Genomic DNA, 18,707 nt, shown 5'->3' with positions numbered 1-18,707 from the left:
CCGCCGGCGGCGACGTCGTACCGGTGCTGCATGGCAGCGGGCTGGGCCTGTCGCGCGCCGGGCGGCCGGTGCTGCGCGGCATCGACCTCGCACTCGGTCCCGGCGACCTGCTGCAGGTGCTGGGTCCCAACGGCAGCGGCAAGACCAGCCTGCTGCGCGTGCTGTGCGGGCTGGCCATGCCTGACGACGGCGCGCTGCACTGGCGCGGCCGCCCGGTGCGCGCCGGCGATCCGGCCTACCAGCAGGCATTGGCCTACGTGGGCCACACCAACGGTATCGACCCTGACCTGAGCCCGGCGGAGAACCTGCGCTTTGCCGCGCGGCTGGCGGGGGATGACGGGGCCGGTGCGGTCGCGCCCGCGCTGGCGGCACAGGGACTGGAGCGGGTCGCACACACCCCCGTGCGCGCGCTGTCGCAAGGGCAGCGCCGGCGGGTCGCGCTGGCGCGGCTGTCGCTGGCCCGGCGCGCGCTGTGGCTGCTCGACGAGCCCGTGGCCGCGCTCGACGCCGACGCCTGCGCGCATTTCGATGCCCAGCTCGATGCCCACCTGGCCGCCGGCGGCATCGCCGTGATCGCCACGCACCAGCTGCTGCCCGCGGGCGGCGCGGTGCTGCACCTCGGGGCGCCGGCATGATGCGCACGCTGGCCGCGATCGTCGCGCACGATGTCTCGCTGTCCTGGCGGCGGCGCGCCAGCCTGCTCGGCAGCGTGGTGTTCTACGTCATCGCCGCCAGCCTGTTCCCGCTGGCGATCGGACCCGAGCCGCAGCAGTTGCGGGCGCTGGCGCCGGGCATCCTGTGGGTGACGGCACTGCTGGCGTCGATGCTGTCGCTGTCGCGGCTGTTCGCGCAGGAGCATGCGGATGGCAGCCTGGACCAGTTGCTGCTGTCGCCGCACCCGCTGGCGCTGCTGGTGCTGGCCAAGATCGCCGCGCACTGGCTTGCCAGCGGCCTGCCGCTGCTGCTGCTGACGCCGTTGCTGGCGCAGCAGTACGGGCTGCCCGCAAGCGCCTCGCTGCTGCTGGCGGCCTCGCTGCTGGTCGGCACCCCAGCGCTGAGCCTGATCGGCGCGGTGGGCGCGGCGCTGACGCTGGGCGTGCGCGGCGGCGCGGTGCTGCTGTGCATCCTGGTGCTGCCGCTGTGCGTGCCGGTGCTGGTGTTCGGCGCCAGCGCGGCCGCCGCTGCCGACGCCGGGCTCGATGTGCTGCCGCAGTTTTCGCTGCTGGGCGCGTGCCTGGCGTTGTCCTTGTTCCTGTGCCCGCTGGCGACCGCCGCCGGGCTGCGCATTGCCATGGAGACGCCGGCATGAGCCAGCCGTTGCCATCCGTCCATCCCGCTGCCACGCCAGGGCCGCGCACGCGCGGCGGCTGGCTGGCCTATGCGGCGCCGGTCCGCTTCTATCCGCTCGCGGGTCGCATGGCGCCCTGGTTCTTTGCCGCGGCCGCGTTGTTTGCGGTGGCCGGGCTTTGGATCGGCTTTGCCGTTGCACCCACCGACGCGCAGCAGGGCGAGGTCTACCGGATCATCTTCATCCACGTGCCGGCAGCCTGGATGTCGATGTTCATCTACCTGGTGATGGCGGCGTATTGCGCGCTGGCGCTGGTGCTGCGCACGCGGCTGTCGTCGATGATGGCCTCGGCGCTGGCGCCCACCGGCGCGCTCTTCACCGCGCTGGCGCTATGGACCGGCGCGCTGTGGGGCCAGCCGACCTGGGGCACGTGGTGGGTCTGGGATGCGCGGCTCACGTCCGAGCTGATCCTGCTGTTCCTGTACCTGGGCTTTATCGCGCTGGAAGCGGCCATCGACGAGCCGCGCCGCGCCGAATGCGCCTGCGCGGTGCTGGCGCTGGTGGGCGTGGTCAATATCCCCGTGATCTATTTCTCGGTGCAGTGGTGGAACACGCTGCACCAGGGCGCCTCGGTCAGCCTGACCGCGGCGCCATCGATGGCGGCCACCATGCTGGCCGGCATGCTGCTGATGACGCTGGCCTGCTGGATGTACACCATCGCCGTGGCGCTGGTGCGCGTGCGCTGCATCCTGCGCGAGCGCGGCGAAGTGCTCCAGGCCGCGCCGGGGGCTTCGGGGGAGACATCATGACACTTTCATCGCTGCTGCCCTATGGGCACCACGGCATCTACATCGTCGGGGCCTTCGGCGTCAGTGCGCTGATGCTGGCACTCGAACTGGTGCTGCTGGCACGCCGCAGCCGCGCCGCACGCGCGCAAGCCCGCCGATGACGCCGCGCCAGCGCCGCTTCGGAATGCTTGCCGCGGCGCTCGCCTGCGGCGGCATCGCGGCCGCGCTGGTGCTCAACGCCTTTCGCTCCAACCTGGTGTTCTTCTTCAGCCCGAGCCAGGTCGCCGCGCACGAGGCGCCGGTGGCGCGCAGCTTCCGCCTGGGCGGGCTGGTGGCGCCCGGCTCAATCCGGCGCGAAGGCGACGGCATGACGGTGCGCTTCGTCGTCACCGACACCGCACGCCAGGTGCCGGTGCGCTACCGCGGCCTGCTGCCCGACCTGTTCCGCGAGGGCAAGGGCGTGGTGGCGCGTGGCAAGCTGGAGCCGGACGGCACCTTTGTCGCCAGCGAGGTGCTGGCCAAGCACGACGAGAACTACATGCCGCCGGAAGCGGCCGACGCGCTGAAGCAGGCTGAGCAGGTCAACCGCCGCATGGCGGAAGCCGCGCCGGCGCAGGGAGTCCGGCAATGATCGCCGAGCTCGGCCATTTCGCGCTGATCGTGGCCCTGCTGGTGGCGCTGGTGCAAGCGGCGGTGCCGCTGGCCGGCGCGGCGCGCGGCAACCTGGCTTGGATGGCGCTCGCGCGCCCCGCCGCACGCGTGCAATGCCTGCTGGTGGCGCTGGCCTTCGGCGCGCTGACCTGGGCCTTTGTCGGCAACGACTTCAGCGTGCGCTACGTGGCCGCCAATGCCAACAGTGCGCTGCCGCTGGCCTACCGGGTCGCCGCGGTCTGGGGCGGTCATGAAGGCTCGATGCTGCTGTGGACGCTGATGCTGGCGCTGTGGTCGCTGGCCGTGTCGCGGTTCAGCCGGCAGTTGCCGCTGGCCGTGGTGGCGCGCGTGCTGGCCGTGATGGGCGCGATCAGCGCGGGCTTCCTGCTGTTCCTGCTGTTCGCGTCCAATCCTTTCGTGCGGCTGCTGCCGCCCGCGATGGAGGGCCGCGACCTCAATCCGCTGCTGCAGGACCCGGGCATGGTGTTCCACCCGCCGCTGCTCTACATGGGCTACGTGGGCTTCTCGGTGACCTTCGCCTTTGCCGTGGCGGCGCTGCTGGCCGGGCGTGTCGATGCCGCGTGGGCGCGCTGGTCGCGCCCCTGGACCACGGTGGCGTGGGCCTTCCTGACGCTCGGCATCATGCTGGGCAGCGCCTGGGCCTACTACGAACTGGGTTGGGGCGGCTGGTGGTTCTGGGATCCGGTGGAGAACGCCTCGTTCATGCCATGGCTGGCCGGCACCGCGCTGATGCATTCGCTGGCGGTCACCGAGAAACGCGGCGCCTTCCGCGCCTGGACCGTGCTGCTCGCGATCTTCACCTTCTCGCTGAGCCTGCTCGGCACCTTCCTGGTCCGCTCCGGCGTGCTGACCTCGGTCCATGCGTTCGCGGTCGACCCGAAGCGCGGCGTGTTTATCCTCGCGCTGCTGGGGCTGGTCACCGGGCTGGCGCTGGCGCTGTATGCCTGGCGCGCGCCGAAGCTGGCCAGGCGGGCCGCGTTTGCCGCGGTCTCGCGCGAGTCGCTGCTGCTCGCCAACAACGTGCTGCTGGCGGTGGCCGCGGCCACGGTGCTGCTCGGCACGCTTTACCCGCTGCTGGTCGATGTGCTGGGGCTGGGCAAGATCTCGGTCGGCCCGGCCTACTTCGAGCAGGTGTTCGTGCCGCTGATGGCGCCCGCGGTTCTGCTGATGGGCGCGGCGCCGCTGGCGCGCTGGCGCCACGGCAGCCTGCCCGACATGGGGCGGCGCTTGCGCTGGGCGGCCGTGGCAAGCCTGGCAATCGGCCTGGGCCTGCTGCTGATGCTGCGCGATGCCTCGGCACTGACAGGGCTGGGACTGCTGCTGGCCGCGTGGAGCGTGCTCAGCGCCGTGGCCAGCCTGGCGGCGCGGCTGCGGCACCAGCAAGGACGGCGGCTGGCCGCGCTGCGGCAGCTGCCGCCGGGCTATGTCGGCATGCTGCTGGCGCATGCCGGCGTAGGCGTCTTTATCGCAGGGGTGACGCTGGTATCCGGCCAGGAAAGCCTGCGCGAGCTGCCGATGCGCGCAGGCGACAGCGTCAGCGTGGGCGGCTACGACTTCCGCTTCGCCGGCGTGAAGCAGGCCAGCGGCCCCAACTACGACGCCTTGCGCGGCGTGGTGGAGGCTTTGCGCGACGGCAGGCGGGTGGCGGTGCTCACGCCGGAGCGCCGCATCTACCGCAGCCAGGACATGCCCACCACCGAGGCCGCGATCGACAGCGGCCTGACGCGCGATCTCTATGTGGCGCTGGGCGAGAACGTCGACGGCACGGCGTGGGCCGTGCGCATCCACGTCAAGCCTTTTGTCGACTGGATCTGGGCCGGCTGCGTGCTGATGGCGCTGGGCGGCGTGCTGGCCGCGTGCGACAAGCGCTACCGGCTGCGCCGCCGCGCGGCCGCGGAACCGGCTGCCGCGCCCGATGCAGCGGCAGTGCCCGCGCTGGCCTCCGCACACGAGGAGACCCCTGCATGACGCGCTTCCTGCTGCCGCTCGCCGCGTTCCTGGCACTCGCCGTCGCACTGGCCGCCGGCCTGCGCCACGACCCGCGCGAGCTGCCGTCGCCGCTGGTCGGCAAGGCCGCGCCGACGTTCCAGCTGCCGCTGCTGGAACCCGAGGGCCGCACCCTGGCCTCCGCCGACATGCGTGGCAAGGTCTGGCTGCTGAATGTGTGGGCGTCGTGGTGCGCCGCCTGCCGCACCGAGCATCCGCTGCTGGTGGACTTTGCCGCGCGCTCGCCGGTGCCGCTCTACGGCCTGAACTACAAGGACCAATCCGCCGCGGCGCGCGACTGGCTGCAGCGCCTGGGCAATCCTTATACGGCATCGCTGGTCGATGCCGATGGCCGCGTGGGCATCGACTACGGCGTCTATGGCGTGCCCGAGACCTTCGTCATCGACCAGCAGGGCGTGGTGCGCTACCGCCAGGTCGGCCCGGTCACGCGCGAGGTGCTGGAGCGCAAGCTGATCCCGCTGATCGAACAGCTTGAGAAGCAGGGAGGCAACCATGCGTAGCGGCGCGCATGCATGGCTGGCCGTGCCGTTATGCTGCCTGTCGATGCTGGCAGCCGCGGCCACGCTGTCTGAAGCCGAACTCGATGCGCGCGTCCATGCGCTGTCAGCACAGCTGCGCTGCCTGGTGTGCCAGAACCAGACGCTGGCCGATTCCAACGCCGACCTGGCCGTCGACCTGCGCCGCCAGATCCGCGAGCAACTGCGCGCCGGCGCCAGCGACGCCGCGGTCAGGGACTACCTGGCGCAGCGTTATGGCGACTTCGTGCTGTACAAGCCGCCGCTGCGGCCAGTGACGTGGCTGCTGTGGTTCGGCCCGCTGCTGCTGCTGGCCGGCGTGGCCGTTGCCATCCTGCGCGCGCGTTCGCGCAGCCGCGCCCCGGACGACGCGCTCGACACCGGTGCGCGGCAACGGCTTGCGGACCTGTTGGGCGAGACCGCCGACCCGCCCGCCCGGAGCGGACCGCCATGACGACCTTCTGGCTGCTCGCCGCCGCCCTGATCGCCGCCACCATGGCCTGCCTGCTGTGGCCGCTGCTGCGCCGCCGCGCCGCGCCGGACCCCGGCCTGCCCGAGCGCGCGCTGCTGGTAGCGCTGTATCGCGACCAGTTGCGCGAACTGGATGCCGACCTGCGCAGCGGCACCCTCACCACCGCCCGGCACACCGAAGCGCGCGACGAACTGGGCCGCCGGCTGCTCGATGACACCGCCGGAACCGCCGCCGGCACGGCACGGGCCGCCGGCTCGCCGCTGCTCGCCGCCTTGCTGCTGGCATTGCTGCCCAGCGCCGCCATCCTGCTCTACCTGCACCTGGGCAACCCGGTCGCGCTCTGGCGCGCCGACGACCTCCCCGCCGCCGGCGGCAGCCAGCACCAGCTCAGCGGCGCGCAGGTCGAGGGCATGGTCACCCAGCTCGCGCAGCGCCTGCGCGAAGCGCCCGACGACGCCCAGGGCTGGGCCATGCTGGCACGCTCCTACAGCGTGCTGGAACGCCACGCCGACGCCGCCGCGGCCTACGCCCGTGCGATCGAACTGGCGCCGGAGGCCGCGCCGCTGCGCTCCGACTACGCCGACGTGCTGGCCAGCCTGAACGGCGGCTCGCTGGAAGGCCCGCCGATGGCGCAGATACGGCAGGCGCTGAAGCTGGATCCGGACGATCCCAAGGGGCTCGCGCTGGCAGCAAGCGCAGCGGTCGAACGTGGCGACAAGCAGGCGGCGATCGGCTACTGGGAGCACCTGCAGCGGCTGCTGCCGGCGGATTCGCAGACGGCGGCCAGGGTCGTGGCCAACCTCGCGGCCGTGCGCGGGGCGCCTGCACAAGCGGAGCCGGCAGCAAGGATCACTGGCCTGGTCACGCTGAGCGAAAAGGCCGGGCGCATGCCGCAACCCGGCGACACGCTGTTCGTCTATGCGCTGCCGGCCGACGGCTCGCGCATGCCGCTGGCGGTGATGCGCCGCCAGGCGCGCGACCTGCCGCTGTCGTTCACGCTCGACGACGCGATGGCAATGCGGCCGGACCACAGGTTGTCAGGGCAGCAGCAGGTCATGCTGGAAGCACGGATTTCCGCGACCGGCAGTGCCTTGCCGAAGGCAGGCGACCTGGTCGGGCGTACCGGACCGGTGGCGGTCGGCAGCGAGGGGATCAGGATTGCCATCGACGGTGCGATCGCACCGTAGCGGCTCAGGCGGGCAGCGAAGCCTTCAGGTTAGCCAGCATATCCGCCACCATCTCCTTCAACCCATACTCCGCTTTCCATCCCCAGTCCGCGCGCGCGACCGAATCGTCGATCGAATCCGGCCAGCCCTGCGCGATCGCCTGGCGATAGTCCGGTTCATAGCGGATCTCGAACCCCGGCACCTGCTCGCGGATGGCCGCGGCAATCTGCGCCGGCGTGAAGCTCATGCCGGCGATGTTGTAGCTGCCGCGCTCGCTCAGCTTGTCCGCCGGCGCCTCCATCAGTTCGATGGTGGCGCGGATGGCGTCGGGCATATACATCATCGGCAGCGCCTCGTCTTCCTTCAGGAAGCAGGTGTAAGGCTCGCCCTTCACCGCTGCATGGAAGATATCGACGGCATAATCGGTGGTGCCGCCGCCCGGCGGGGTCTTGTGCGAGATCAGGCCGGGATAGCGCACGCTGCGCACGTCCACGCCGTGGTTGGCGTGGTACCAGCGGCACCAGCCCTCGCCCGCCTGCTTGGAGATGCCGTAGACGGTGGTGGGCTCCATCACGGTCTTCTGCGGCGTGGCGTCGCGCGGCGTGGTCGGGCCGAAGGCGGCGATCGAGCTGGGCCAGAACACGCGCTCCAGGCCGGTCTGGCGCGCCAGCTCCAGCACGTTGAGCAGGCTGGTCATGTTGAGATTCCACGCCCACTGCGGCGCCTTCTCGCCGGTGGCGGACAAGGCCGCGGCGAGCAGGTAGACCTGCGTGATGCCATGGCGCTCGACCACGGAGGCCAGTTCACCGCGGTCCGTGGCGTTGATCATCTCGTGCGTCAGGTGCACGTGGCGGCCGGTGGGCACCACGTCGGAGGTGATGACGTTGGTGCGCCCGTAGCGCTCGGCCAGTGCCAGTGCCAGTTCCGATCCGATCTGCCCGTTCGCGCCGACGATCAGGATCTTCGGTTTGCCCTCGCTCATCGAATCAGCCCCAGTTCGCGGCCAGCCTGGCCGAAGGCGTCGAGCGCGGCTTGCAGCGCGGCTTCGTCATGCAGCGCGCTCATCTGCACGCGGATGCGGGCCTGGCCTTTTGGCACCACAGGATAGAAGAAGCCCACCACGTACACGCCGAGTTCCAGCAGACGTTGCGCGAGCTGCTGCGCCTTGTCGGCGTCGTAGACCATGATCGGGATGATGGGATGGTCGCCCGCCTTGACGTCGAAGCCCAGCTTGCCGAGCCCGGCGCGGAAGAACGCCGTGTTGCGCTCGAGCCGGTCGCGCAGCTCGGTGCTGCCTTCCAGGATATCGAGCACCGCGATCGATGCGCCCACGATGGCCGGCGCCACCGTATTGGAGAACAGGTAGGGCCGCGAGCGCTGGCGCAGCAGCGCCACCACTTCCGTGCGCGCGCTGGTGAAGCCGCCGGAGGCGCCGCCGAGCGCCTTGCCCAACGTGCCGGTGATGATGTCGATCTTGCCGAACACGCCACGCAGCTCATGCGTGCCGCGCCCGCGCGCGCCGAGGAAGCCCGTCGCATGGCATTCGTCGATGCCGAGCAGCGCGCCGTATTCATCGCAGATCGCGCGCATCTCGTCGAGCCGGGCAATGGTGCCGTCCATCGAGAACGCGCCGTCGGTAAAGACCAGCGTGAAGCGTGCGCCGTCCGCCTGCGCCTGCGCCAGCTGCACGCGCAGGTCGTCCAGGTCGTTATGCTGGTAGCGGTAGCGTCGTGCCTTGCTCAGGCGAATGCCGTCGATGATCGAGGCATGGTTGAGTGCGTCGCTGATGATCGCGTCGTCCGCGCCCAGCAGCGTCTCGAACAAACCGCCGTTGGCATCGAAGGCCGAGCCGTAGAGGATGGTGTCCTCGGTGCCGAGGAAGGCCGACAGCCGCCGCTCCAGCGTCTTGTGCAGGTCCTGCGTGCCGCAGATAAAGCGCACCGAGCTCAGGCCGTAGCCATGCGTGCGCAGCGCCTCGTGCGCGGCCTCGATCACCTGCGGGTGGGACGACAGGCCCAGGTAGTTGTTGGCGCACAAGTTGATGACCTCGCGGCCGTCGGCAGTGCGCACCCGGGCGCCCTGCGGCGTGGCGATCACGCGCTCCTGCTTGAACAGTCCCGCCTCGCGGATGGCGTCGAGTTCGGTGCGGATGGATGCATAGAATGCCTCGGCATTCGACATGGCTTGGCTCCCGTTGGTGGGCAATGGCGTGCAGGCGATATGCTACGATTCGATCGATAAATCGAACACGTTCTGTATATCGAACGTTTTGCGCAATATAACGAACATCCAACCATGACGCAAGCCCTTGTCCAGAGCTCGCCACCCCAGCAGCCCGAAGGCCCTCCCGCCGTCGGCCTGGCGCTGCAGGCACTGCGGCAGCAGCAGCGCCTGTCGCTCGACGAACTGTCGCGCCGCGCCGGGGTGTCCAAGTCGATGCTGTCGCAGATCGAACGCAACCTCGCCAACCCGACCGTGGCCGTGCTGTGGCGCCTGGCCAATGCGCTGGGCGTGAGCCTGACGGATTTCCTCGCGGGCGGCGCGGCCGAGCGGCCCGGCGGCGGCATCACCGTGGTCCAGCCCCACGCCACGCCCTCGCTGAAAAGTCCCGATACCCGCTGCGACCTGCGCATCCTCGGCCCGATCGACCTGGCCGGGCGCTTCGAGTGGTATGAGCTGACCATCCAGGCCGGCGGCGTGCTGGCCTCCGAGCCCCATGAGGCCGGCACGCAGGAACACCTGTCGGTGCTGAGCGGGTCGGTAACGGTGCGCGCCGGCGCCAACGAGAAGAAGCTGCGGCACGGCGAGACGGCGCGCTATGCGGCCGATGTCGCACATGCGATCTCCAATGGCGGCAAGACCACTGCCACCGCACTACTGGTTGTAGTGCATCCGGGCTGACGCGGGCAAGGGTTGCGACAGCCCGGCGGGCGTGTTCAGCGGGCGCCGAACCACCGTTTGACCCGCTCCCACAGCACGCCGAAGAACATCGCCACGGGATTGAGGCGTACCGCCTGGTTGCGCTCGGCATCGCTCAGCGTCGGGTCCATCCGGCGCGCCACCGACTTGCCGAAATCGGCAATCATGCGCCGCACGAAATCGCGCACCAGCCCCGATCGCGAGAACTGCGCCAGCGGCCCTTGCAGCGAATACTGCAGGTCGACCGCGACTTCGGTCTCGTGCGCGGAGAGCGCCTTCAGCTGGTAGGCGATATCGCCCGCGGCCTTGGAATTGCTGAGCGAGTCCTGGCCCGCGCCCTTCAGCACGCCGCGCTTGAGTGCGTCATCGCGCTGCAGGCGTGCGGCGCCCTCGAACTTCGCCGACATGGGGCCGAACTTGATGGCGATATGACCCTTGACCTTTTCCCCCGCCACTTCGGTCAGTACCGCGCCCGGCAGGCAGCCCGCCACGGCCGGCAGGTCGGCCATGAAGGCCCATACAGCGTCGAGCGCGTAGGGGACGGTGAAGCTGCCTTCGATGCGCGACCAGCCTTTGCGGTCGGCTGACCGTTCCGCCTCTGCGCCGGTGCTTGCGGTCAGGTGCGGCAGCGTGCCGAGCGCTTCGTCGGCAACGGCAAAACTGGTGAACGGCGCTTCGGCCGGCGCCGCGCCCGCGGCGTGCCGCGCAATCACGCCTGCTGCGTCGCGGCGCGCGTCCAGTACCGCGCGGATGGCAGCGACGATCCCCATATAGCCGGTGCAGCGGCACAGGTTGCCTGACAGCTCGTGGCGGATGGTGGCGTCATCGGCGTCAGGCAGGCGCAGCACGATATCGCGCGCGGTCGCCAGCATGCCCGGCGTGCAGAAGCCGCACTGCAGCGCGTGGTGCTGGTTGAACGCCGCGCGCAGGTCGGCCATCACGCCATCGTCCTGGTAGCCTTCGACGGTGACGATGTCGGCGCCCTGGCAGGCCGCCGCGAAGGTGATGCACGAGCGCACCGGCTTGTCGTCGAGCAGCACGGTGCAGGCGCCGCACACGCCATGCTCGCAGCCGAGGTGGGTGCCGGTCAGGCGGTGCGTGTCGCGCAGGAAGTCGCCCAGGTGCGTGCGGTCCGCGCACGCGCCGGAAACCTGGCGGCCGTTGACGGTGAATTCGATGGTCTGCACGGGCGCTCCTCAGTTCAGCATTTGCGTGACGCAGCGCATCACGACGGTACGGTAAAGCTTGCGGTCGATGGCGTCCTTGCCCGGCGCCGCCTGCGCCACGGCCTCGTCCACGGCGCTGGCCGTGAGCGCCGCGGCACCTTGCCCCGCGACCGCGCGCGTGAGCGCGGGCAGCACCACCGGCGCGCCGTCCAGCGCGCCGAGCACGATCCGTGCAAAGCGGCGGCTGGCGTCGAAGTACGCGGCGCAGCTGGCTTCGGCAAACTCGCCAGTCTTGCGGCATAGCTTCTGGTAGCCCCATCGGCTGTGCGCCGTGGCCGGCGGCACGTGCACCGCCGCAATCAGTTCGCCGTCCGCCAGCACGGTGGTGTAGGCACCGACCATAAAGGCTTCCATGGGCGCCTGGCGGGCACCGGAGGACGAAGCGATCTCGATGCGCGCACCCAGCGCCGTCATCACCACCACCCAGTCCGCGGCAGGGTCCGCATGGGCGAGGCTGCCGCCGACAGTGCCGCGGTTGCGGATCGCGCGATAGGCGATGCCGCCGGCCACGGCCTGCAGCATCGTGCCGCGCAGCGGCGCGAACACACCATCCTCGATCTGTGCATGGGTGACGCAGGCGCCGATGCGAATGCCGTCGGGCGTTGCGCTGACTTCGCGCAGCGCGGCCAGCCCGGACACATCAACCACCGTGTCGGGACGGGTCAGCCGCAGGTTCAGCATCGGGCCGAGCGACTGGCCTCCGCCCATGGTCTTGGCGACATCGGTGCCCGCGCCCAGGCGGGCCAGCGCCTCCGGCAGCGAGCCGGGCGCATGATAGGAAAAGGCGACGGCTTTCATCGGTCAGGCTGCCTTCATGTTTTGCGCGCCGGCTTCTGCCGCATCCAGCGCTTCAAGGATCTTTCTTGGCGTCAGCGGCGTTTCCTTCAGTTCGACGCCGAAGCCGCGCAAGGCGTCGTTCACCGCGTTGAAGATGGCCGCGGGCGGCGCGATGGCCCCACCCTCGCCCATGCCCTTGGCGCCGAACTCGGTATGCGGCGACGGCGTCTCGAAATGATGGATGCGAATCGCCGGGATCTCGGTCGGCCCGGGCAGCATGTAGTCCGCCAGCGTCGACGCCAGCGGCTGGCCGTTGCCGTCGTAGCGCATCTCTTCGAACATCGCGGTGCCGATGCCCTGCGCGACCCCGCCGTAGGTCTGGCCTTCGACCACCATCGGGTTGATCATGGTGCCGCAGTCCTCGACCACCACGTAGTCGAGGATCTCGACATGGCCCGAGTCGACATCGACCTCCACCGCGACGGCATGCGTGGCGTAGGTAAAGCTGCCGGTATCGACCGCCGGCTTGAAGCCCATGGTGACCTCCAGACCCTGCGCGTCGACGTCAGGCGGCAGCAGGTGTGGATTGATGTACCACGCGTTGGCAATGCGGACGATATCGACGCCGCCGGCATCGCCGGCCCGGACAGTGCCCGCTGCGAAGGCGACCGCCTCCACCGGCTGCCCCAGCATATGCGCGCCGATCTTCTGCAGGCGCGGCAGCAGTGCCTTGCAGGCGCGCGACACCGCGCCGCCCGACATCACCAGCGAGCGCGAGGCATAGGTGCCGGTCGAGAACGGCGTCAGCCCGGTATCGCCATGCACCAGCTTGATCCGCCCGATATCGATGCCCAGGATCTCGTGCGCAATCTGCGCGAACGTGGTCTCCATGCCCTGCCCGTGCGAATGCACGCCGACACGCACCTCCAGCCCGCCATCCGGCGTGATGCGCACCGTGGCCGAATCGTAGCCCGGGATCACCGGCGTGCCCCAGGCCGCGAACACCGAGGTGCCGTGCGCCGACTGCTCCGTGTAGGTGCCAAAGCCCACGCCGACATAGCGGCTGCCCTGCGGCCCCGCCCGCTGGCGCGCGCGGATTTCGGGCAGGCCGATCATTTCCATGGCCTTGCGCACGCTGGCCGGATAGTCGCCACCGTCGAAGTGCTTGTTGCTGACGTTGACGTAGGGCATGGCCTCGGGCGGCACCAGGTTCTCGCAGCGCACTTCCCATGGCTCGCGCTGCACCTCGCGCGCGATGGCGTCGATCATCAGTTCCATCGCAAAGCAGACGCCGGTGCGCGCCACGCCGCGATACGGTACGAAGCCCGGCTTGTTGGTGGCTACGCACGTGGTCTCGCAGCGATAGCCGTCAAAGGCATAGGGCCCGGGCAGGTTGCCGATCGCCTGCCCCGGCTCCAGCCCGATGGTGAACGGCCATACCGAATAGGCGCCACCGTCGATCACGATCTTTGCGTCCAGCGCCAGCAGGCGGCCGCGGGCATCGGCGTAGGCGGTCAGGTCGTAGTGGTGCTCGCGCGAATTGGCGCCGGCGGTCAGGTGCTCGCGCCGGTCCTCGATAAAGCGGAACGGCCGCTTGTAGGTCATGGCGAGCCAGGCGATGCACAGCTCTTCCTGCTGCAGCACGCACTTGTAGCCGAAAGCGCCGCCCACGTCGGGCGAGATCACGCGCACGCGCTCCTGCTCTAGCCCCAGGCAGTGGCCCAGGATGGTGCGGATCATATGCGGCACCTGCGTGGCGCTGTACACCACCAGCTGGTCGAACTGGTGGTCCCAGTAGGCGAGCACCGCCTTGCCTTCCATCGGCACCATGCACTGGCGGGCCAGGTCGATGCTGCGCCGGACCACGACCGAGGCCTCGTGCCGGCGCGCCTCGAAATTCTTGTCGGCGTTCAGCGTCAGGAAGGTGTTGTCGCGCCAGTGATCGTGCACACGCACCTCCTCCGACAGCTGGCGCGCCTGCGTCACGTCGGTCAGTGCGGTGAGCTCGTCGAACTCGACCGCGACCTGCTCGGCGATGTCTTCCGCCTCGGCGCGGGTCGGGGCGAACGCCATCGCCACCGGCTCGCCGACGAAGCGCACCTTGCCGCTGGCCAGCGGCGGCTGTGCGGATGGCTGATAGGAGGGGAACGCCGAGTCGGCGACGATATCGCTGGCGGCCGCCATGTCTTCGCGCACGATCACCGCCGCCGCGTGGCGTGCGGGCTTGGTCACCGACAACAGCCGGGCATGCGCCACCGGGCTGCGCAGGAACGCCACCTCCTGCAGGTCCGGCATGGCGATATCCGCCACGAAGCGTCCCTTGCCATGCAGGTGCCTGGCGTCCTCCTTGCGTGCCACGCGAGCGCCTACGCCCTGGCCGCGCACTGCGTCCGGATGATCCGGTTCCGTCGACGATGTCATTGTCCTGTCCGTCCCGATGATTCCGCCTGGTTACTCAGCATACTGACCAAAATGCTATGAAACTGCGCAAGAGGTTGTCAATTGTGGCTTTACCGCATCCTTGCTGGCCACGGTGGCCGGCGCTCATGCGCCCACCCCGATGGCAGCCAGCCCTTCAGCACGCGTGGTGACCGTTGCGTACTTCTGCGCCATGTCGAACAGGTTCGCTTCATGCGGGCCGATTGCGCGGTCGCCCACGCAATCGGACAACACCAGCGGCCGGAAGCCGTACTGCATGGCATCGACCACGCTGGCGCGCACGCAGCCGCTGGTCACGGCACCGGCCACCGCCAGCGTGCGCACGCCGCGCTGCGTGAGCCACGCCGCCAGCGACGTGCCAAAGAACGCCGACGGCACGGTCTTGCGCACCATCAGTTCGCCCGCCTGCGGCGCCAGTTCTTCGACGATGACGCTGTTATGCGCGCGCTCCTTCAGCGACAGCATCTTCGGCACCTTCATGGAGAAGATGTTGTGATCCGACCCATCGTCCGCAAAGACGATGCGGCTGTGCGCGATGGCCCAGCCCTCGCGCCGCGCCACCGCCAGCAGCGGCACGGTATTGGCGATGGCCTCGCGGATATTGCCGCCGCCGAACACGTCCGGGTCGGCAAAGCCGTTGACGAAATCCACCACCAGCAGCCCGAACGGGCCGTCCAGCTCCAGCTCGCTGCCGAAGCCCTGGCGCTGGTATGCGCCGATCTCCTTGTGCATGGCTACTTTTCCTCCGGGTAACAGAAGCCGTCGGTGACTTTGCCGCGGGTCACCACGTCCACGCCGTCAAGGCGCACAGTGCAGTGGCGCACGGGAATATCGATATGGCAGGCCGTGGTGCGGCTGCCGCCCGCTTCGTTGTTGGGACCCAGCGAGAACAGGAAGTTGCCTTCGAAGGCGCGCGCATCCATGCCGATGGTGGCTTCGCGGTCGTACAGCCCGAGCGTCGACCAGTGCGCGCGCGGCTGCAATCCCCAGCCGATATGCGAGATGGCATAGGCTTCGGGATCGTTGAACGAGGCCATGTACTCGCTCAGCAGCTCGGCATGCAGGCCGCCTTCGATGCGCGTGGCAAAGCCCTCCTCCACCGTCAGCCTGACCGGCTCGGTGACGTAGGTCTTCTGCGGCAGCAGGATGTCGCCGCGGTCCAGCACGATGGTGCCGCTGGCCGCGCCTTCGTTCGGCCAGGTCAGCGCGAAGCCGCTCGGCCAGTGGTCCCAGCGGCCGGGCTCGTCGACAAAGCCGTACTCGCTGATAGCGGGGAACTCGCCCAGCGGGCAGCGCAGGTCGGTGCCGGCCGGCGACACCACGTGCATTTCCTTCGCGGCCGCCAGCCGCCCGGCGGCGGCCTTGACGCGCTCGCGGTCGGCCTCGCACGGCACCATGCGCGCCAGCACCTCGGGTGGCTCGACGGCGAGCAGGATCTTCGTGCCGCCCTTCAGGATGCCGTGCTGCTCCGGTGAGAACAGCAGCGTCATCAGGTCAAGCACCAGGTCGCTTTCCCTGAGCGCGGCAATCGCTGCACGGTTGCCCGTGAGCGGAGTCGTGCCCAGGTAGGCCAGCGCGTCGCGGCTCAGCGCCTTCTCGCCATTGACCGGCGGCAGGTCGAGCCGGTTGACGATGGCGCCCATCGCCTGGGTCGCGATCAGCGCGGTGGACAGCGTCTGCGGGTGGGTGGCGGCGCTGGTCAGGATGGTGACGGTCTGTCCTGGCTCGAGCCGTGACAGCTTCAGCACCTTGCGCCAGGCCTCGATCATCTGGTGGTCACTTACCGGCATTTCGGCTCCTGGTTCGTTATCGCGTCAGCGTCGCGCCGAGGAAGTCCCCCAGCGCCGCGTAGAAGCCCGCTTCGTCATCCCACGGGATCATGTGGCCGGCGCCGGCCACGTGGCTGACCAGCACGCCGGGCAGCAGCGTGCGGATCTCTGCCACGTCTTCCGCGCGCACCACATCGCCACGCCCGGCGGTCATCAGCAGCGCCGGCACCGTGACCTTTGGCAGGTCCGCATGGATGTCGTCGCGATGGAAGTCCTCGAAACTGCGCACGACAGCATCCTCATTGCAGGTATGCAGCCATTCGGCGCGCAGGCGCAGTTGCTCGTCGGTCCAGGTCGGGCAGAAGCGGCGCATGCCTTCCAGGTCCGTGCCGTGCTGCGACAAGCGGATGGAATCGACGTACCAGGGCAATTGCGCGGGATACGGACGGCGCCCGGGTCCGGACACCGGAGGATCGACCATCACCAGCCGCGCCAGGCCTTCGGGCTGCCCCGCCGCGGCGCGCACGCCGATGCGGGCGCCCATCGAATGGCCGACCACACTGTAGCGGCGCAGGCCCAGCGCCTCGGCAAAGGCCACCACGTCGCGGGCCTGGGCATCGAGGCCGTAGTCCAGCTCCGCCCCGGCGGACGACAGGCCGCGGCCGCGTACGTCCAGGATGTAGGTATCGAACGAGGCGCCGAAGCGCTCGCCGACAAAGCCCCAGGTGATAGCCGGGCTGGTGATGCCCGGGACGATGATGACGGGATCGCGCCCGGCCCGTTCGCCGTCGCTGCGGCCATAGCGCAGGTAGTGCTGGCGAATGCCATTGGCATGGACATTGGCGCCATAGAGGAAGGTCGTCATCGCATGCTCTCAGTAAGCGCCCGACAGCAGTGCGCCGGCACCGGGCACCACCGGCTCCAGGTCCAGCGCCTTCAGCATCGCGTAGGTGGTGGCGATGGCCGCGGTGATGACCGGCTTGCCCGTCATCGCCTCGACCTTCGCCACCGCCGGCAGCGACGGCATCTGCACGCACGCCGACAGCACGATGGCATCGACCTCGGCAAGGTTCATCTGCGACACGATGCCAGGCAGCCGCGCCGGATCGTGTCGGCCGACGTCCAGGTTGTCCGGGATCTCGAGCGCGCGGTAATCCACCACTTCATAGCCCTCGTTGCGGATGTAGTCCACCACCAGCTCCGTCAACGGCTTCATGTACGGCGCGACCACGGCGATACGGCGGGCGCCGATCACGCGCAGCGCATCGACCAGCGCACCGGCACTGGTGATGACCGGCGCATCGCCGCCGTTCTCGACGGTATGGGCCTTGAGCCGCTGCTCCGACTTGCGGTGATAGCCGTGCCCCATCGCCATGATGGCCACCAGGCAGGCATAGCCGAGCACGTCGACGCGGGCGTCGCTCAGCTCCACCGCGCACCGGTCGGATTCGGCATCCATGGCGGCGAGCTCTTCCTTGACCACCTTCTTCATCCGCATGCGGCTGGAGTGGAAGGTGAAGCGCTCGGGACGGATCTGCTGGCGTGCGGTCAGCATGGCGGGGATTTCGGTTTCCATCGTCGTGTTCGAGCTGGGAACGATCTGGCCGATGCGAAAGACTTTTTGCATGAGGGTTCTCTGTTGTATGCGTTGCGCTGTTTACAGCTTGAGCAGGCGCCGCGCGTTGCCGTGGCAGACCAGCGCGCGCGTCGTGTCGTCCAGCGGCGCCTCTTCGATAAACTTCGCCGCCACTTCGGTGGATTCGTAGGGATAGTCGACCGAGAACATCACGGCCTCCGGTCCGAGTTCGGCAATGGCGCCGGCCAGCGTGCCGTGCGAGCAAACGCCCGAGGTGGTGATGACGATATTGGTGCCGATGTACTCGGAAGGCGCGCGCGCCAGCCGCACGCCGTGCGAATAGACCGCAAAGCGGCTGTCGAAGCGCCAGCGCTGGAACGGCAGCCCCTCGCCCATATGGCCGAGGATGAGCTTCAGGCGCGGGAAGCGGTCGAACACGCCGCCGAAGAGCAGCCGCAGCGCATGCGACGCGGTCTCCACGCCCCAGCCCCACGCCGCCCCCGTCAGCTCCGGGTGCCCGCCCAGCACCTGCGGCGGCACGAAGGCATCGGTAGGATGCAGGTACATGGGCACGTCCAGCGCCTGCATGCGTTCCCAGAAGACGTCGTAAGCAGGATCGTCGTAATAGCGCCCCTGGGTATGGCCGTTTACCAGCGAGCCCTTGAAACCCAGCTCGCGCACGGCGCGCTCCAGTTCACGCGCGGCCTGTTCCGGGTCATGCATCGGCAGCGCCGCGAAGCCGGCGTAGCGCGTGGGGTGGCGCGCAATCTGCGCGGCCAGGAAGTCATTGCTCTCGCGCGCCCGCGCCACGGCGCGCTGCGCGTCGGGCTCGCCCTGCACGCCCGGCCCGGTTTGCGACAGCACCGTGATGTCGATGCCGAAGCGGTCCATCTCGGCGAGGCGGCATTCGTCGAAGTCGGCCAGGCGGCGGCCCAGCTCGGCGAACACCGCCGGATCGAGATGCTGGGTGAATGCCCTGGAATAGGCCTGGAAACCCGGCGTCATGAAATGCTCTTCCAGTGCGATCTTCTTTACGTTGCTCATGCTGGTGGGGGCTCCTGATGGTGAAATCGCAAATGCTCAGTACACTGAT

20 protein-coding genes are annotated in these 18,707 nt (G+C 69.4%); 10 read left to right on the top strand and 10 right to left on the bottom strand.

Going from position 1 to position 18,707, the window contains the following annotated elements:
- The first annotated feature begins 23 nt into the window (after window positions 1–23).
- Genes ccmA through ccmI form a run of 9 tightly spaced genes read left to right on the top strand, consistent with a single transcriptional unit; the run spans window position 24 to window position 6,929 of the window.
- Complete coding sequence (ccmA, locus tag ABNX08_RS23110; protein WP_041681971.1) at window positions 24–635, top strand: cytochrome c biogenesis heme-transporting ATPase CcmA; 612 nt, start codon at window positions 24–26, stop codon at window positions 633–635.
- Window positions 632–1,309 (top strand): heme exporter protein CcmB, encoded by a 678-nt coding sequence (ccmB, locus tag ABNX08_RS23105; RefSeq protein ID WP_022538026.1) that lies wholly within the window; start codon window positions 632–634, stop codon window positions 1,307–1,309. Before ccmA ends, ccmB begins: the two co-directional genes overlap by 4 nt.
- Window positions 1,306–2,097, top strand: coding sequence for a heme ABC transporter permease (locus ABNX08_RS23100; protein WP_022538025.1), 792 nt, complete (start codon window positions 1,306–1,308; stop codon window positions 2,095–2,097). The genes ccmB and ABNX08_RS23100 overlap by 4 nt, the downstream gene beginning before the upstream one ends.
- Window positions 2,094–2,237 carry a heme exporter protein CcmD gene (gene ccmD, locus ABNX08_RS23095; RefSeq protein ID WP_022538024.1) on the top strand — a complete coding sequence of 48 codons (144 nt, stop codon included), beginning with the start codon at window positions 2,094–2,096 and terminating at the stop codon, window positions 2,235–2,237. Before ABNX08_RS23100 ends, ccmD begins: the two co-directional genes overlap by 4 nt.
- Complete coding sequence (ccmE, locus tag ABNX08_RS23090; RefSeq protein WP_022538023.1) at window positions 2,234–2,707, top strand: cytochrome c maturation protein CcmE; 474 nt, start codon at window positions 2,234–2,236, stop codon at window positions 2,705–2,707. Before ccmD ends, ccmE begins: the two co-directional genes overlap by 4 nt.
- Complete coding sequence (locus ABNX08_RS23085; protein ID WP_022538022.1) at window positions 2,704–4,716, top strand: heme lyase CcmF/NrfE family subunit; 2,013 nt, start codon at window positions 2,704–2,706, stop codon at window positions 4,714–4,716. Before ccmE ends, ABNX08_RS23085 begins: the two co-directional genes overlap by 4 nt.
- The gene (locus ABNX08_RS23080; RefSeq protein ID WP_022538021.1) at window positions 4,713–5,255 is read left to right on the top strand and encodes a DsbE family thiol:disulfide interchange protein; all 543 of its coding nucleotides are present in this window, start codon (window positions 4,713–4,715) and stop codon (window positions 5,253–5,255) included. The genes ABNX08_RS23085 and ABNX08_RS23080 overlap by 4 nt, the downstream gene beginning before the upstream one ends.
- Window positions 5,248–5,724, top strand: coding sequence for a cytochrome c-type biogenesis protein (locus ABNX08_RS23075; RefSeq protein ID WP_022538020.1), 477 nt, complete (start codon window positions 5,248–5,250; stop codon window positions 5,722–5,724). Before ABNX08_RS23080 ends, ABNX08_RS23075 begins: the two co-directional genes overlap by 8 nt.
- Window positions 5,721–6,929: a c-type cytochrome biogenesis protein CcmI gene (gene ccmI, locus ABNX08_RS23070; RefSeq protein WP_022538019.1), complete on the top strand. Its 1,209-nt coding sequence runs from the start codon at window positions 5,721–5,723 to the stop codon at window positions 6,927–6,929. Before ABNX08_RS23075 ends, ccmI begins: the two co-directional genes overlap by 4 nt.
- Window positions 6,930–6,933: 4 nt before the next feature.
- Here ccmI and ABNX08_RS23065 read toward each other — a convergent pair whose 3' ends face one another.
- Window positions 6,934–7,890 carry an L-threonine 3-dehydrogenase gene (locus ABNX08_RS23065; RefSeq protein WP_022538018.1) on the bottom strand — a complete coding sequence of 319 codons (957 nt, stop codon included), beginning with the start codon at window positions 7,888–7,890 and terminating at the stop codon, window positions 6,934–6,936.
- Window positions 7,887–9,089 (bottom strand): glycine C-acetyltransferase, encoded by a 1,203-nt coding sequence (kbl, locus tag ABNX08_RS23060; RefSeq protein WP_022538017.1) that lies wholly within the window; start codon window positions 9,087–9,089, stop codon window positions 7,887–7,889. The genes ABNX08_RS23065 and kbl overlap by 4 nt, the downstream gene beginning before the upstream one ends.
- Before the next feature lie 114 nt (window positions 9,090–9,203).
- Between kbl and ABNX08_RS23055 the strand changes: the two genes are divergently transcribed.
- A complete protein-coding gene (locus tag ABNX08_RS23055) occupies window positions 9,204–9,809 on the top strand; it encodes a helix-turn-helix domain-containing protein (protein ID WP_022538016.1) in 606 nt (201 codons plus the stop codon).
- 35 nt (window positions 9,810–9,844) lie between these two features.
- Here the strand turns inward: ABNX08_RS23055 and ABNX08_RS23050 are convergent, their stop codons facing one another.
- The 8 genes from ABNX08_RS23050 to ABNX08_RS23015 all read right to left on the bottom strand — a co-directional run bounded on the left by ABNX08_RS23050 (window position 9,845) and on the right by ABNX08_RS23015 (window position 18,658).
- Entirely contained in the window at window positions 9,845–11,014 is a 1,170-nt protein-coding gene (locus tag ABNX08_RS23050; protein ID WP_022538015.1) for a 2Fe-2S iron-sulfur cluster-binding protein, read from the bottom strand.
- Between the two features lie 9 nt (window positions 11,015–11,023).
- Window positions 11,024–11,851 (bottom strand): xanthine dehydrogenase family protein subunit M, encoded by an 828-nt coding sequence (locus tag ABNX08_RS23045; protein ID WP_022538014.1) that lies wholly within the window; start codon window positions 11,849–11,851, stop codon window positions 11,024–11,026.
- Window positions 11,852–11,854: 3 nt separating this feature from the next.
- Window positions 11,855–14,251 carry a xanthine dehydrogenase family protein molybdopterin-binding subunit gene (locus tag ABNX08_RS23040; protein ID WP_022538013.1) on the bottom strand — a complete coding sequence of 799 codons (2,397 nt, stop codon included), beginning with the start codon at window positions 14,249–14,251 and terminating at the stop codon, window positions 11,855–11,857.
- Between the two features lie 123 nt (window positions 14,252–14,374).
- A complete protein-coding gene (locus ABNX08_RS23035; protein WP_022538012.1) occupies window positions 14,375–15,001 on the bottom strand; it encodes an N-carbamoylsarcosine amidohydrolase in 627 nt (208 codons plus the stop codon).
- Between the two features lie 2 nt (window positions 15,002–15,003).
- A complete protein-coding gene (locus ABNX08_RS23030; protein ID WP_022538011.1) occupies window positions 15,004–16,059 on the bottom strand; it encodes a peptidase M29 in 1,056 nt (351 codons plus the stop codon).
- A gap of 16 nt (window positions 16,060–16,075) precedes the next feature.
- Window positions 16,076–16,903 (bottom strand): alpha/beta fold hydrolase, encoded by an 828-nt coding sequence (locus ABNX08_RS23025; protein ID WP_022538010.1) that lies wholly within the window; start codon window positions 16,901–16,903, stop codon window positions 16,076–16,078.
- A 9-nt stretch (window positions 16,904–16,912) separates the two neighbouring features.
- Window positions 16,913–17,665: an Asp/Glu racemase gene (locus ABNX08_RS23020; RefSeq protein ID WP_022538009.1), complete on the bottom strand. Its 753-nt coding sequence runs from the start codon at window positions 17,663–17,665 to the stop codon at window positions 16,913–16,915.
- Window positions 17,666–17,695: 30 nt separating this feature from the next.
- Window positions 17,696–18,658, bottom strand: coding sequence for an amidohydrolase family protein (locus ABNX08_RS23015; RefSeq protein WP_022538008.1), 963 nt, complete (start codon window positions 18,656–18,658; stop codon window positions 17,696–17,698).
- Between the last annotated feature and the right edge of the window lie 49 nt (window positions 18,659–18,707).

Origin of the sequence: Cupriavidus sp. DF5525 (assembly GCF_040149425.2) — a bacterium.
Taxonomy (GTDB): Bacteria; Pseudomonadota; Gammaproteobacteria; order Burkholderiales; family Burkholderiaceae; genus Cupriavidus; species Cupriavidus pickettii_A.
The sequence above is the reverse complement of the archived record's forward strand: the minus strand, read 5'-3'. Positions and strand labels throughout refer to the sequence as shown.